Below are 14,860 nucleotides of genomic sequence, written 5' to 3' on the forward strand. Positions count from 1 at the left end.
GCTGAAGACGTTATGGTTTAAGGTAAGTATGCCGCTGTGGCTAATTGATGTAAGAAACCGCTAACGATTTGAGCCATAATATTTATTTATCTCTCGCTGTATTCTCCCTCTTGCCGTTGGCAGGCGGTACTGCCAGTGCGCAATCGTCTTTCATTCATCAGGCGGAAAACCCTTTCGATAACAATAGTGATGGTTTGCCCGATCTCGGCATGGCACCGGAGTCGCGGGCGGGCGAAAAGCACTTTGCCGAAATGGTCAAAGCGTTCGGTGAAGCCAGCATGACCGATAACGGGCTTGATACGGGTGAACAGGCGAAGCAGTTCGCGTTTGGTCAGGTGCGTGATACGGTTAGCGAGCAGGTGAATCAGCAACTGGAATCCTGGCTCTCTGTGTGGGGAAATGCCAGCGTTGGGTTGCAGGTTGATAACGAAGGCAGTTTTAACGGGAGTCGGGGGAGCTGGTTTATCCCGTGGCAAGACAATCAACGTTATCTCACCTGGAGCCAGCTGGGACTGACGCAGCAGGATGAAGGACTGGTCAGTAATGCGGGGATTGGGCAGCGCTGGGTACGTGACGGTTGGTTACTGGGTTACAACACCTTTTATGACAACCTGCTGGATGAAAATCTGCCCCGGGGAGGTCTCGGTGCAGAGGTATGGGGCAAAAATTTGCGCTTATCTGCTAACTATTATCAGCCGTTTTCCTCCTGGCAGGAGCGCTCTGTGACCCAGCAACAACGGATGGCCCGCGGCTATGATCTGACCGCGCAAATGCGCATGCCATTTTACCAACACCTTAATACCAGCATCAGTGTGGAGCAGTATTTTGGCGACCAGGTAGATCTTTTTCATTCGGGCACCGGGTACCACAACCCGGTGGCGATGAATCTCGGGCTGAGCTATACGCCGGTGCCGCTGATCACAGTGACAGCGCAGCACAAGCAGGGTGAAAGCGGCATCAGCCAGAATAACCTCGGCTTCACGCTCAATTACCGATTTGGCGTGCCGCTAAAAAAACAACTGATGGTCAGCGAGGTGGCAAACAGCCGTTCGCTGCGCGGCAGTCGTTATGACGATCCGCAGCGTAACAATCTGCCGACGCTGGAATATCGCCAGCGTAAAACCCTGTCGGTATTTTTGGCCACGCCACCGTGGGATCTCAAAGGGGGAGAGACGGTGGCGCTGAAATTGCAAGTACGTAGTCAGTATGGGATTCGCCACCTGACGTGGCAGGGCGATACCCAGGCGTTGAGCTTAACGGCTGGCAGTAATAGCAGAAGCGCGCAGGGCTGGACAATTATTATGCCAAAATGGGACAGCAGAGAAGGGGCGATGAACCGCTGGCGGTTGTCTGTGGTGGTAGAAGATGAGCTGGGCCAGCGTGTCTCTTCCAATGAGATCACGCTCTCACTGACCGAACCGTTTATTAACGTTTCGGAAAATGATCCTCGTTAATGCATTATCAGAAAATGCGTTCCTGATGCACCCATACCGCCGCTTCAACGCGTGATTTGAGCTTCATTTTCTTCAGCATATGTTTCACATGAACTTTTACCGTACTTTCGGTGATGTCCAGACGGCGGGCGATCATTTTGTTCGGCAGGCCCTGGGCGATCAGCTTAAGAATATCGCGTTCGCGCGGTGTCAGTTGGGTGACATCACGATCCGACGTTGCACGGTTGGCGCGCAGGCTGGCGGCCAGAACCGGGGTTAGTGCTTCGCTTAGCACCATTTCACCAGCGGCTGCCTGCTGCAATGCTTTCAGCAAATCTTCCGGCTCCATATCTTTCAACAGATAGCCGTCGGCGCCACGCTTAAGTGCGGTAACCACGTCTTCTTCATGATTGGATACGCTAAACACCACGATACGGCCCGACAGCGATTTCTCACGCAGCTTGTCGAGTGTTTCCAGACCGTTCATGCCGGGCATGTTGAGATCGAGAAGGATCAGATCGGGATCAAGGGATTCTGCCAACTCAATACCCTGCTCGCCATTGCTGGCTTCACCGACCACGGTGATATCGGGCGCCATGCTGACAAGCTGTTTTACACCGGTTCGCAGCATCGGATGATCGTCGATCAACAGGATGGTTGCCGGTTCCTGATTACTCATGGGTATCTCCTTGGACTTCTGTGAAGTTTGTTTCGGGAATAAAAGTGACAGCAACTTCAGTACCGCCTGTCTCGCGACGGCGTACACGGCAATCGCCGCGCAAGCTCTGCGCGCGGTCACGCATGATTATCATACCGTAGTGGTTACTGCGTTCGGCGTTTTCTGGTACGCCACAGCCGTTATCTTGTACTGTCAGTTTGACCTGCTTGCCATTTTGCACCACCGTCACGACCACTTCATTGGCTTGTGAGTGTTTAAGAGCGTTGCTCAGGGCTTCGCGGGCAATTTGTAGCAGGTGAATCGCCTGATGTGAAGGGACCAGACGCGGCGGCAACTGATAATCCAGCTTAACCGTAAATCCAAAACGGGCGCTGTATTCCTGACAGCTGGCTTCCAGCGCGGGTCGCAATCCAGGTTCCGTCAGCTGTAAACGGAAGGTCGTCAACAGCTCACGCAGTTGCGCCCACGAAGCATTCAGCTCATTACGAATTTGGCTGAGCAGCTCGCGGCAGTTATCTGAAAGCGCATCGCCCTGCATCTGCAAACAGCTAACCTGCATCTTCATACAGGAGAGCGATTGTGCAATAGAATCATGAAGTTCGCGCGCAATGGTGGCACGCTCTTCCATCACGATCAACTGCTGCTGACGCTCCTGATGCCTGTCGAGTGCAAGCGTTGCGGTCAGTTGCTCAACCAGCGTATCGACCAGCTGCTGTTGATCGTGGCTGAGATGGCGTCCGTACGGCAACGTGGCGAGCAGAATACCATATTGTGTATGTGTATCGGTCAGACGCCATTTCAGTGTGATACCGCCGTCAATGGCAGGTAGCGTCCCACGTGGACACAAATGACAGCCTTTCTCATCACAACTGGCATCGGACTGACAGGTAAATTCCTGGTGGTTATCTTCATCTTCCAGGTCATAGACCCGCAGTTCTATATCATGCAGCAGGGTTAAATTTTGCAGGCCGTTCAATACCGGGGAGAGGCGTTCGCATAACGGCACCTGTGAGTGCAGACGGCGGTTGGCTTGCCACAGGAAAGAGAGGATCTGATTTTTATGCTCCAGCCCCGCCGTTTTCTCCTGTACGCGTTGTTCCAGCACGGCATAACTCTCAGCCAGTTCTTCCGACATGTTATTCAGTGCCGAACCCAGAGCCGCCATCTCATTACGCCCGCTAATATGCGCGCGTTGGGTAAAATCACGCTGGCTGACCGCTCGCGCCATTATCAGCAGCTGTTTCCAGGGCTGTAACAGACGCACCCGCAGCCAGATAATAGTGAAGACCAGCAGCAATGCCATAAATATGGCCATCAGGCGATGCAGCAGGACGACGCGTTCAATACGTAATTCGGTAGTATGATCAAAGGCGGTAACCAGTTTATCCAGTCCAACCACAAAGCGCGTAACATCCTGCGCGACCGCATCAGGTGTCTGCGCATGTAAAAGCCCCGGTGCCAGTTCGGTATGCCAGTAATCCTGTAATGCTTTTAACTGCGTTTGCTGTCCGTCGCGCTCAGCAGCACGCGTCAATTCCGGACTAAACGCCGTTTTCTCCATTTCATCCAGTAGCGGTTGATCATTAGCATCCAACGGGATAGCTGCCAGCAGGCGATAGCTTTGCATACGTAGCGAGCCTGCTTTGTTGATTGCATGCGCGCTACCCTGAACGCCCTGAACCAGCCAGCCGGAGACAGCCATACCTGCCACGCCGATGGCAGTGGACAACAAAACAATCAGCGCCACCTGGTTGACCAGCGTCAGCGGAGAGAGACAACGTTTAAACATGGTGACTTGTTCCTTCGGATTTCACAGAACAGAAAACCTTATTGAATGACGATGCTGCAGGCAGTGGCGTTATTCTCGACGATACACTGGAGTATACCCATACCTCAAACGGGCTACCTCTTAATTGCCGTCAGGGGGAGTGTTCATGGACGAGGGGGAGTAGGGGACGGCAGAGGCGTGAAAAACCACATATTTTTTACCTAAGTTATGTACTCACTTAGGGTAATGACAAATTTTAGGCCTGAATAATGACACCTTTTCCTTTGATTTATATCAACTTACCTCCAGCTGTAAACCCTAATGTTGCAGGCATCGAAACAAGTATCAGAGGTGTCTATGAGTCACTCATCTGCCCCGGAAAGGGCATCTGGAGCTGTAATTACCGAATGGCGGCCGGAAGATCCCGCCTTCTGGCAACAGCGTGGTCAACGAATCGCCAGCCGTAACCTGTGGATTTCCGTTCCTTGCTTGCTGCTGGCGTTTTGTGTGTGGATGTTATTTAGCGCCGTGGCGGTGAATTTACCGAAAGTTGGATTTGATTTCACTACCGAACAACTGTTCATGTTGACGGCATTACCCTCGGTGTCCGGCGCGTTGCTGCGTGTACCGTATTCCTTCATGGTTCCCCTGTTTGGTGGCCGTCGCTGGACGGCATTCAGTACCGGTATCCTGATCATTCCTTGTGTATGGTTAGGCTTTGCGGTGCAGGATACCTCCACGCCATTTAGTACCTTTATAATTATCTCTCTGTTGTGCGGTTTTGCCGGCGCGAACTTTGCTTCCAGCATGGCAAATATCAGTTTCTTCTTTCCAAAACAGAAACAGGGTGGCGCGCTGGGGCTGAACGGTGGCCTGGGCAACATGGGTGTCAGCGTGATGCAGTTGGTCGCTCCGCTGGTGGTTTCACTGTCAATCTTTGCCGCGTTCGGTAGCCACGGCGTTGCACAACCGGATGGCACGCAGTTGTATCTGGCAAATGCCGCATGGATTTGGGTGCCATTCCTCGCTATTTTCACGCTGGCCGCATGGTTCGGTATGAACGAACTGGCAACCTCCAAAGCCTCGCTGAAAGAGCAATTACCAGTGCTGAAACGCGGGCATTTGTGGATTATGAGCCTGCTGTATCTGGCGACCTTCGGTTCCTTTATCGGTTTCTCAGCTGGATTTGCGATGCTGTCGAAAACGCAATTCCCTGAGGTGCAGATCCTGCATTACGCCTTCTTTGGCCCGTTCATTGGTGCTTTGGCGCGTTCTGCAGGTGGAGCAATCTCTGACCGTCTGGGCGGAACCCGTGTCACACTGGTGAACTTCGTGCTGATGGCTATTTTCAGTGCCTTATTGTTCCTGACGCTGCCATCAAATGGTGTCGGAGGCAACTTCATTGCTTTCTTCGCAGTGTTCCTGGCGCTGTTCCTGACGGCCGGGCTGGGGAGTGGTTCAACCTTCCAGATGATCTCCGTTATCTTCCGTAAACTGACGATGGACAGAGTAAAAGCTGAAGGCGGTTCAGAAGAGAAAGCGATGCGTGAAGCAGCAACCGATACGGCGGCGGCGTTGGGCTTTATCTCTGCTATTGGTGCGATCGGCGGCTTCTTTATTCCGAAAGCATTTGGTACATCCCTGGCATTAACCGGTTCTCCGGTCGGTGCGATGAAAGTCTTTTTGATCTTCTATGTCGCTTGTGTGGTTATCACCTGGGCGGTATACGGACGTCATTCTAAAAAGTAAAAAAGCAGTAACTGTTGATTATCCATTGCGCGGCGTTAGACCGCGCTTTTTTTTGCTTATCATTAGTTACAACATACTTATCATGGGGGCACAACAACTGCCTGTGAGTATGGTGCTTTCACGATGCCAGGCAGGGGGGATACCCCTTAATACCCACTTATAAAGAATTTAACATTTGTATGATAAGTGTATTTAAAAAAAATATTATAATTCAGTTAGTTGACTGATTTATAGATATCCCACTAAGGGGGTATGTGAAAATTGTCCCTCATTTTTCATCCCTGTCTGCCTTGATCGTTATCAATTCTTACGTCCTTTCAGAGCGTTACCTTCGCTCTCAATCAAGCAATGTCGATTTATCAGAGAGCCGTCAGGCTCCTACAGGAGAAAACCGATGAGTAAATTCCTGGACCGGTTTCGCTACTTCAAGCAGAAGGGCGAAACCTTTGCCGATGGGCACGGCCAGCTTCTCAATACTAACAGGGACTGGGAGGATGGATATCGCCAGCGTTGGCAGCATGACAAAATCGTGCGTTCAACCCACGGGGTAAACTGCACCGGCTCATGCAGCTGGAAAATCTACGTCAAAAATGGTCTGGTAACCTGGGAAACCCAGCAAACTGACTATCCTCGCACTCGTCCGGATATGCCAAACCACGAGCCTCGCGGCTGCCCGCGCGGTGCAAGCTACTCCTGGTATCTCTACAGCGCTAACCGTCTGAAGTACCCGCTGATGCGTAAACGTCTGATGAAGATGTGGCGTGAAGCAAAAAGATTACACAGCGATCCGGTAGATGCTTGGGCGTCTATTATCGAAGACGCCGACAAAGCAAAGAGCTTCAAACAAGCGCGCGGTCGTGGTGGTTTCGTTCGTTCTTCCTGGCAGGAAGTGAACGAACTGATTGCTGCGTCTAACGTGTATACCATCAAGACCTATGGTCCTGACCGCGTCGCTGGCTTCTCGCCCATCCCGGCAATGTCCATGGTCTCTTACGCTTCTGGCGCGCGCTACCTGTCGCTGATAGGCGGTACCTGCCTGAGCTTCTACGACTGGTATTGCGACTTACCGCCAGCATCTCCGCAAACCTGGGGTGAGCAAACAGACGTACCTGAATCCGCCGACTGGTACAACTCCAGCTATATTATTGCCTGGGGATCCAACGTACCTCAGACCCGTACCCCGGATGCGCACTTCTTCACTGAAGTTCGGTATAAAGGCACCAAAACGGTAGCAATTACGCCGGACTATGCAGAAATTGCCAAACTGTGCGACCTGTGGCTGGCACCGAAACAAGGGACCGATGCGGCGATGGCGATGGCGATGGGCCACGTCATGCTACGCGAGTTCCACCTCGATAATCCGAGCCAGTACTTCACCGACTACGTACGTCGCTATACCGACATGCCAATGCTGGTGATGCTGGAAGAGCGCGACGGCTACTATGCTGCTGGTCGTATGCTGCGTGCGGCGGATTTGGTTGATGCTCTGGGCCAGGAAAACAATCCAGAATGGAAAACTGTTGCTATCAACAGCAACGGCGAAATGGTTGCGCCAAACGGTTCAATTGGTTTCCGTTGGGGCGAAAAAGGCAAATGGAACCTTGAGCAGCGTGACGGCACATCTGGTGATGAAACCGAACTGCAGCTCAGTCTGCTGGGGAGTCAGGATGACATCGCTGAAGTAGGTTTCCCATACTTTGGCGGTGAAGGTACTGAACATTTCAGCAAAGTAGAACTGGAAAACATTCTGCTGCATAAATTGCCGGTTAAACGTCTGCAACTGGCCGATGGTTCTACCGCACTGGTGACCACCGTTTACGACCTGACCATGGCCAACTACGGTCTGGAACGTGGTCTGAACGATGAAAATTGCGCGACCAGCTACGATGACGTGAAAGCGTATACCCCAGCATGGGCAGAGAAAATTACCGGCGTATCACGTGCTCAGATTGTGCGCATCGCCCGTGAATTTGCGGATAATGCCGACAAGACGCACGGTCGTTCGATGATTATCGTCGGTGCGGGCCTGAACCACTGGTACCACCTCGATATGAACTATCGCGGCCTGATCAATATGCTGATTTTCTGCGGTTGTGTGGGTCAGAGTGGTGGCGGCTGGGCACACTATGTCGGCCAGGAGAAACTGCGCCCTCAGACCGGCTGGCAGCCGCTGGCGTTTGCCCTTGACTGGCAGCGTCCGGCGCGTCACATGAACAGCACCTCCTACTTCTATAATCACTCCAGTCAGTGGCGGTATGAGACGGTCACCGCGCAGGAACTGCTGTCTCCGCTGGCAGATAAATCCCGCTATAGCGGCCACCTGATTGATTTTAACGTTCGCGCTGAACGTATGGGCTGGCTACCATCTGCGCCGCAGTTGGGGACCAACCCGCTGTATATCGCGCAAGAAGCGCAGAATGCAGGTATGACACCGGTGGATTACACCGTGAAATCCCTGAAAGAAGGCTCGATTCGCTTTGCGGCGGAACAACCTGAAAACGGTAAAAACCATCCGCGTAACCTGTTCATCTGGCGTTCTAACCTGCTCGGTTCTTCAGGTAAAGGACATGAGTACATGCTGAAGTACCTGCTGGGTACCGAGCACGGTATTCAGGGGATGGATTTGGGCCAGCAGAACGGCGTGAAGCCAGAAGAAGTGGAATGGCATGACAACGGACTGGACGGCAAACTGGATCTGGTGGTGACGCTGGACTTCCGTCTGTCGAGCACCTGTCTGTATTCCGACATCGTGCTGCCTACCGCAACCTGGTATGAAAAAGATGATATGAATACCTCGGATATGCATCCGTTTATTCATCCGCTGTCTGCCGCCGTTGACCCAGCCTGGGAGTCGAAAAGCGACTGGGAAATCTACAAAGGCATCGCGAAGACATTTTCTGAAGTCTGCGTAGGCCACCTCGGGAAAGAAACCGACGTCGTTACGCTGCCAATCCAGCACGATTCTGCCGCCGAACTGGCGCAACCGCTGGATGTAAAAGACTGGAAAAAAGGCGAATGCGACCTGATTCCGGGGGTTACCGCGCCGCACATCATGACCGTTGAGCGTGACTATCCGGCAACCTATGAGCGCTTTACTTCTATCGGTCCTTTGATGGAAAAAATCGGTAACGGCGGTAAAGGTATTGCCTGGAACACCCAGAGCGAAATGGATCTGCTGCGTAAGCTCAACTACACCAAGGCGGAAGGCCCGGCGAAAGGACAGCCTTGTCTAAACACGGCTATTGATGCCGCTGAGATGATCCTGACACTGGCCCCTGAAACCAATGGTCAGGTCGCCGTGAAAGCCTGGGAAGCGTTGAGTGAATTTACCGGACGTGACCATGCACATTTGGCGTTGAATAAAGAAGACGAAAAAATTCGCTTCCGTGACATTCAGGCGCAGCCGCGAAAAATTATTTCCAGCCCGACCTGGTCTGGTCTGGAAGATGAACATGTGTCTTATAACGCCGGTTATACCAACGTTCACGAACTGATCCCATGGCGTACGCTTTCCGGTCGCCAGCAGTTGTATCAGGATCATCAATGGATGCGTGATTTCGGTGAAAGCCTGTTGGTTTACCGCCCACCTATTGACACTCGTTCAGTGAAAGAGGTGATGGGTGAGAAGTCTAACGGTAACCCGGAAAAAGCGCTTAACTTCCTGACGCCGCACCAGAAATGGGGTATCCACTCCACCTACAGCGACAACCTGCTGATGCTGACATTGTCACGCGGTGGTCCGATCGTGTGGATGAGTGAAGTCGATGCGAAAGAACTGGGTATCGAAGATAACGACTGGATCGAAGTTTTCAACAGCAACGGTGCGCTGACCGCACGTGCGGTTGTCAGCCAGCGTGTGCCGGCCGGGATGACCATGATGTACCACGCGCAGGAACGCATCGTTAACCTGCCGGGTTCAGAAATCACCCAGCAGCGCGGCGGGATCCATAACTCGGTGACCCGTATTACGCCGAAACCGACCCACATGATCGGCGGCTATGCGCAACTGGCATACGGTTTTAACTACTACGGTACCGTCGGTTCAAACCGCGATGAGTTCGTAGTTGTACGTAAGATGAAGAACATTAACTGGTTGGATGGCGAAGGCAATGACCAGGTACAGGAGAGCGTAAAATGAAAATTCGTTCACAAGTCGGCATGGTGCTGAATCTCGATAAGTGCATCGGCTGCCACACCTGTTCAGTGACCTGTAAAAACGTCTGGACCAGCCGCGAAGGTATGGAATACGCCTGGTTCAATAACGTCGAAAGTAAGCCTGGTGTTGGTTTCCCGAATGACTGGGAAAATCAGGAAAAATGGAAGGGCGGTTGGATCCGTAAAATCAACGGTAAGTTGCAACCGCGCATGGGTAACCGTGCGCTGCTGCTGGGTAAAATCTTTGCTAACCCGCATCTACCGGGCATGGATGACTACTACGAGCCGTTTGATTTCGACTATCAGAATCTGCACACCGCGCCGGAAGGCAGCAAAGCGCAGCCGATTGCCCGTCCGCGCTCGCTGATCACCGGTCAGCGGATGGATAAAATTACCAGCGGTCCTAACTGGGAAGAAATTCTGGGCGGCGAGTTCGAAAAACGCGCCAAAGACCAGAACTTTGAAAACATGCAGAAGGCAATGTACGGCCAGTTCGAAAACACCTTCATGATGTATTTGCCGCGCCTGTGTGAGCACTGTCTTAACCCGGCGTGTGTGGCGACCTGCCCGAGTGGCGCTATCTACAAGCGTGAAGAAGATGGCATCGTGCTGATCGACCAGGACAAGTGCCGTGGCTGGCGTATGTGCATCACCGGCTGCCCGTACAAGAAGATTTACTTCAACTGGAAGAGCGGGAAGTCCGAGAAGTGCATCTTCTGCTACCCGCGTATCGAAGCGGGTCAACCGACCGTTTGCTCCGAAACCTGTGTTGGTCGTATCCGTTATCTCGGCGTACTGCTGTATGACGCAGATGCGATCGAAAGCGCGGCCAGCACCGAGCACGAAAAGGATCTGTACCAGCGTCAACTGGACGTGTTCCTCGATCCGAACGATCCAGCGGTTATTGAACAGGCGCTGAAAGATGGTATTCCGCTGAGTGTCATTGACGCTGCACAACAGTCTCCGGTTTACAAAATGGCGATGGACTGGAAGCTGGCGCTGCCGCTGCATCCGGAATACCGCACGCTACCGATGGTCTGGTATGTGCCGCCTTTGTCACCGATTCAGTCTGCCGCGGACGCGGGTACGCTTGGTAGCAATGGTATTCTGCCGGACGTTGAGAGTTTGCGTATCCCGGTTCAATACCTGGCGAACCTCCTCACCGCAGGCGACACACAGCCGGTACTGTTGGCGCTGAAACGTATGCTGGCGATGCGTCACTACAAACGTGCGGAAACCGTTGACGGTAAAGTTGATACCCGTGCGCTGGAAGAGGTGGGATTAAGCGAAGCGCAGGCACAGGAAATGTATCGTTATCTGGCGATTGCTAACTACGAAGATCGTTTCGTGGTACCGAGCAGTCATCGTGAACTGGCGCGTGAGGCATTCCCGGAGAAAAGCGGTTGCGGCTTTACCTTCGGTGACGGTTGCCACGGTTCTGATACTAAATTCAATCTGTTCAACAGCCGCCGCATCGACGCTGTTGATGTGACCAGCAAAACGGAGCCGCACCAATGATTGAACTCGTCATTGTTTCGCGTCTGCTCGAGTACCCGGATGCTGCCTTATGGCAGCATCAGCAGGAACTTTTCGATGCACTCGCGTCATCTGAAAACCTGGATAAAGAGGATGCCCAGACCCTGGGCGTTTTCCTGCGCGATCTCACTGCGCAGGACATGCTGGATGTGCAGGCAAGCTATAGCGAACTGTTTGACCGTGGTCGCGCCACCTCGCTGCTGTTGTTTGAACATGTACACGGCGAGTCCCGCGATCGTGGTCAGGCGATGGTCGATCTGATGTCGCAGTATGAGCAGCACGGTTTGCAGCTCGACAGCCGCGAGCTTCCCGATCATCTTCCGCTGTATCTGGAATACCTTGCGCAACTGCCGAAAAGCGAAGCGTTAGCTGGATTACAGGATATAGCACCAATTCTGGCGCTGCTCAGCGCACGTTTGCAACAGCGTGAAAGCCGTTATGCGATGCTGTTTGATCTGCTGTTAAAACTGGCGAATACCGTTATCGACAGCGATAAAGTGGCTGAAAAGATTGCGGATGAAGCGCGTGATGATACCCCACAAGCGCTGGATGCAGTTTGGGAAGAAGAGCAAGTGAAATTCTTCGCCGATCAGGGGTGTGGCGAGTCGGAAATCACCGCTTATCAGCGTCGTTTTGCCGGGGCCGTTGCGCCGCAGTATCTGAATATCACCACCGGAGGACAGCAATAATGCACTTCCTGAATACGTTCTTCTTTGACATCTATCCGTACATTGCTGGTTCAGTCTTTCTGATCGGCAGCTGGCTGCGTTATGACTACGGACAGTACACCTGGCGTGCGGCGTCCAGCCAGATGCTGGATCGTAAAGGGATGAACATGGCGTCAAACCTGTTTCATATCGGGATTCTGGGTATTTTTGCCGGTCACTTCCTTGGTATGTTAACGCCGCACTGGATGTATGAAGCGTGGCTGCCGCTCGAAGTGAAGCAGAAGATGGCGATGTTTGCGGGCGGGGCATCCGGCGTGATGTGCCTGGTTGGTGGCGTTTTACTGCTTAAACGCCGTCTGTTCAGCCCACGTGTGCGGGCAACCACGACTGCAGCAGATATTTTGATTCTTTCCCTGCTGGTGGTTCAGTGTGCGCTGGGCCTGTTGACCATTCCGTTCTCTGCCCAGCATATGGACGGCAGCGAGATGATGAAGCTGGTGAACTGGGCACAGTCTGTGGTGACTTTCCACGGCGGAGCGTCTCAATATCTGGATGGTGTCGCGTTTATTTTCCGTATGCACCTGGTGTTGGGGATGACGCTGTTCCTGTTGTTCCCATTCTCGCGCCTGGTGCACATCTGGAGCGTTCCGGTCGAGTACCTGACGCGTAAATACCAGATTGTACGAGCGCGTCACTAATCGGTTATCTGTATAAGACAAACCCTGCTTCGGCGGGGTTTTTTTATGGTTGTTTGCAAGAAGATGTATTTAGCTGAAGTGTTACTGGAGAAGTAGGTGGTGGGGGAAGGATTACTCAGCGCTGCGCGCTTCGCCCTTCGGGTCGTTGCCTGCGGCAACGCTTTCTCGCTACGCTCGAATCGAACCTTAGTCGAAGCTTCTCATCCTTCCCTATTGGGCGGTGCATGGGGCACTACAGATGAATTCGGTGTTGGTGCTATATGAAATGATGGTGGTGGGGGAAGGATTACTCAGCGCTGCGCGCTTCGCCCTTCGGGTCGTTGCCTGCGGCAACGCTTTCTCGCTACGCTCGAATCGAACCTTAGTCGAAGCTTCTCATCCTTCCCTATTGGGCGGTTCATGGGGCACTACAGATGAATTCGGTGTTGGTGCTATATGAAATGATGGTGGTGGGGGAAGGATTCGAACCTTCGAAGTCGATGACGGCAGATTTACAGTCTGCTCCCTTTGGCCGCTCGGGAACCCCACCTGGGGTATACTGATTTTGTGAACTAGCTGAATAATGGTGGTGGGGGAAGGATCTGAACCTTCGAAGTCGATGACGGCAGATTTACAGTCTGCTCCCTTTGGCCGCTCGGGAACCCCACCACGGGGTAATGCTTTTACTGGCCTGCTTCCGTTGGAAGCGGGGCGCATCATATCAAATGATGCGCCGCTGTAAAGCATTCCTTTGCTTAACATGAACTGTTTGCGTACTTTTCATCCGTAACGCAGTAAAGCTAATCAATTCATATTATTGGTGATTACAGAATAATCGTTCGGTTACCGTAAACAAAGACGCGTTGAGCCAGAACCTGATACAGCGCGCGGCTTAATACATTTTTCTCAACGTCACGACCTGCGCGCATCATATCTTCTGCACTGTAGGTGTGATCCACATGAATCACGTCCTGCATAATAATTGGACCTTCATCGAGATTATCATTCACATAATGCGCCGTCGCACCGATGATCTTCACGCCGCGCTCATAGGCTTGATGGTAAGGGCGAGCACCAATAAACGCTGGCAGGAATGAATGGTGGATATTGATAATCTTATTCGGGAAGCGGGAAACAAATGTAGGTGTCAGAACGCGCATGTATTTTGCCAGCACGACATAGTCCGGTTGGTGCGCGTCGATAGCGTCGGCCATTTTCTGGTCATGCTCGTCACGCGTTAAACCTTCATGGCTGACCAGCTCAAACGGAATATCGAATCGCTCAACCAAGGAGCGCAGCGTCTCGTGGTTGCCGATCACCGCAGCGATTTCAACATCCAGTCCGCCATAATTGGCCTTCATTAACAGATCGCCCAAACAATGAGCTTCTTTAGTGACCAAAATGACGATGCGACGGCGGCCTGCTGGCGTTAATTCACGAATGGAGCCTTCGGGTAAGGCGCTATCCAGATCGGCAAGCAGCGTGACGTCGTTAAAAATACCCTCCAGTTCGGTACGCATAAAAAAGCGCCCGGTACGGTGGTCCACGAACTCATTGTTTTGCACGATATTCAGCTCGTGTTTGTAACAGATATTCGTAATGCGTGCGATCAGACCTTTTTGGTCCGGGCAAATAGTACGCAGTACTTTTCGTTGTAATGAATGCATTTGCAGCGGTGATCCTGTTGAGAATGTTTGCAAAATTGATACTGTCGGGCGTTGACTAGCCGCAGCACTTTTTAAATTTTTTACCGGAGCCACAAGGGCAGGTATCGTTTCGTCCAATTTGAGGGCGTGTACCGTCTATATAGTACCACTGACCGTTTTCTTTTAGAAAACGAGAGCGCTCGATAATTACGCCTGTTTTACCTTGTTCTGTAAACCGTGCGACAAAGCTGACATAGCCGGTATTTTCTGCGTCTGTCGTCTCTTGTTCAAAAACGGTCAGTCCGAGCCATTCGGTATGGCTAAATCCTGCGATAATGTCGTCGCGAAACGCGGTTGCATGACAGTCTGGATGCCAGGTTTTGATCAGGTAATCTGCGTCCTTCATCACAAAAGCGCAGTAGCGAGAACGCATGAGGTGTGACGGCGTAGGTGCTACTTGTTCGCCAGACACATAACGGTAGCAACATAGGCTATACTCGACAGCGCTACCACAGGGACAAACCTGAGACACAAAATACTCCCTGGAAT

General features: G+C 52.4%; 10 protein-coding genes, 2 tRNA genes and 2 other RNA genes. 6 read left to right on the forward strand and 8 right to left on the reverse strand.

The window, feature by feature from the left end:
• Positions 1-68 precede the first annotated feature (68 nt).
• A complete protein-coding gene (locus NMD08_RS11690; protein WP_210905166.1) occupies positions 69-1,454 on the forward strand; it encodes a YchO/YchP family invasin in 1,386 nt (461 codons plus the stop codon).
• 7 nt (positions 1,455-1,461) lie between these two features.
• Here NMD08_RS11690 and narL read toward each other — a convergent pair whose 3' ends face one another.
• Both narL and narX read right to left on the reverse strand, forming a co-directional pair.
• Complete coding sequence (gene narL, locus NMD08_RS11695) at positions 1,462-2,112, reverse strand: two-component system response regulator NarL (RefSeq protein ID WP_045443652.1); 651 nt, start codon at positions 2,110-2,112, stop codon at positions 1,462-1,464.
• Complete coding sequence (gene narX / locus NMD08_RS11700; protein ID WP_151219396.1) at positions 2,105-3,901, reverse strand: nitrate/nitrite two-component system sensor histidine kinase NarX; 1,797 nt, start codon at positions 3,899-3,901, stop codon at positions 2,105-2,107. Before narX ends, narL begins: the two co-directional genes overlap by 8 nt.
• 336 nt (positions 3,902-4,237) lie before the next feature.
• On the opposite strand from narX, the gene NMD08_RS11705 reads away from it, so the two are divergent.
• From NMD08_RS11705 to narI, 5 genes are all read left to right on the forward strand, one after another.
• Positions 4,238-5,629: a NarK family nitrate/nitrite MFS transporter gene (locus NMD08_RS11705; RefSeq protein WP_151219395.1), complete on the forward strand. Its 1,392-nt coding sequence runs from the start codon at positions 4,238-4,240 to the stop codon at positions 5,627-5,629.
• A 394-nt stretch (positions 5,630-6,023) separates the two neighbouring features.
• Entirely contained in the window at positions 6,024-9,767 is a 3,744-nt protein-coding gene (locus NMD08_RS11710; protein ID WP_151225529.1) for a nitrate reductase subunit alpha, read from the forward strand.
• Positions 9,764-11,302, forward strand: coding sequence for a nitrate reductase subunit beta (narH, locus tag NMD08_RS11715; RefSeq protein ID WP_151219393.1), 1,539 nt, complete (start codon positions 9,764-9,766; stop codon positions 11,300-11,302). Before NMD08_RS11710 ends, narH begins: the two co-directional genes overlap by 4 nt.
• Positions 11,299-12,009 carry a nitrate reductase molybdenum cofactor assembly chaperone gene (gene narJ, locus NMD08_RS11720; protein ID WP_151219392.1) on the forward strand — a complete coding sequence of 237 codons (711 nt, stop codon included), beginning with the start codon at positions 11,299-11,301 and terminating at the stop codon, positions 12,007-12,009. The genes narH and narJ overlap by 4 nt, the downstream gene beginning before the upstream one ends.
• Entirely contained in the window at positions 12,009-12,686 is a 678-nt protein-coding gene (gene narI, locus NMD08_RS11725; protein WP_151219391.1) for a respiratory nitrate reductase subunit gamma, read from the forward strand. The genes narJ and narI overlap by 1 nt, the downstream gene beginning before the upstream one ends.
• A gap of 94 nt (positions 12,687-12,780) precedes the next feature.
• On the opposite strand, the gene NMD08_RS11730 is transcribed toward narI, so the two are convergent.
• From NMD08_RS11730 to NMD08_RS11755, 6 genes are all read right to left on the reverse strand, one after another.
• Positions 12,781-12,911: non-coding RNA, RtT sRNA (locus NMD08_RS11730), on the reverse strand.
• A 44-nt stretch (positions 12,912-12,955) separates the two neighbouring features.
• Positions 12,956-13,086, reverse strand: a non-coding RNA gene (locus NMD08_RS11735) — RtT sRNA.
• Positions 13,087-13,130: 44 nt separating this feature from the next.
• Positions 13,131-13,215 (reverse strand) — tRNA-Tyr (locus NMD08_RS11740).
• A gap of 34 nt (positions 13,216-13,249) precedes the next feature.
• Positions 13,250-13,334 (reverse strand) — tRNA-Tyr (locus NMD08_RS11745).
• Positions 13,335-13,489: 155 nt separating this feature from the next.
• Positions 13,490-14,332, reverse strand: coding sequence for a formyltetrahydrofolate deformylase (gene purU / locus NMD08_RS11750; RefSeq protein ID WP_151219390.1), 843 nt, complete (start codon positions 14,330-14,332; stop codon positions 13,490-13,492).
• A gap of 55 nt (positions 14,333-14,387) precedes the next feature.
• The gene (locus NMD08_RS11755; RefSeq protein WP_151219389.1) at positions 14,388-14,843 is read right to left on the reverse strand and encodes a YchJ family protein; all 456 of its coding nucleotides are present in this window, start codon (positions 14,841-14,843) and stop codon (positions 14,388-14,390) included.
• Positions 14,844-14,860 lie beyond the last annotated feature (17 nt).

Source organism: Citrobacter meridianamericanus, from assembly GCF_041320245.1.
In the GTDB taxonomy this organism is placed as follows: Bacteria; Pseudomonadota; Gammaproteobacteria; order Enterobacterales; family Enterobacteriaceae; genus Citrobacter; species Citrobacter meridianamericanus.

What these genes read in the sequence shown, in the direction of transcription:
- narL (WP_045443652.1), bottom strand. Translation starts at nt 2,112, where the DNA reads ATGAGTAATCAGGAACCGGCAACCATCCTGTTGATCGACGATCATCCG.
- narX (WP_151219396.1), bottom strand. Translation starts at nt 3,901, where the DNA reads ATGTTTAAACGTTGTCTCTCTCCGCTGACGCTGGTCAACCAGGTGGCG.
- NMD08_RS11705 (WP_151219395.1), top strand. Translation starts at nt 4,238, where the DNA reads ATGAGTCACTCATCTGCCCCGGAAAGGGCATCTGGAGCTGTAATTACC.
- NMD08_RS11710 (WP_151225529.1), top strand. Translation starts at nt 6,024, where the DNA reads ATGAGTAAATTCCTGGACCGGTTTCGCTACTTCAAGCAGAAGGGCGAA.
- narH (WP_151219393.1), top strand. Translation starts at nt 9,764, where the DNA reads ATGAAAATTCGTTCACAAGTCGGCATGGTGCTGAATCTCGATAAGTGC.
- narJ (WP_151219392.1), top strand. Translation starts at nt 11,299, where the DNA reads ATGATTGAACTCGTCATTGTTTCGCGTCTGCTCGAGTACCCGGATGCT.
- narI (WP_151219391.1), top strand. Translation starts at nt 12,009, where the DNA reads ATGCACTTCCTGAATACGTTCTTCTTTGACATCTATCCGTACATTGCT.
- purU (WP_151219390.1), bottom strand. Translation starts at nt 14,332, where the DNA reads ATGCATTCATTACAACGAAAAGTACTGCGTACTATTTGCCCGGACCAA.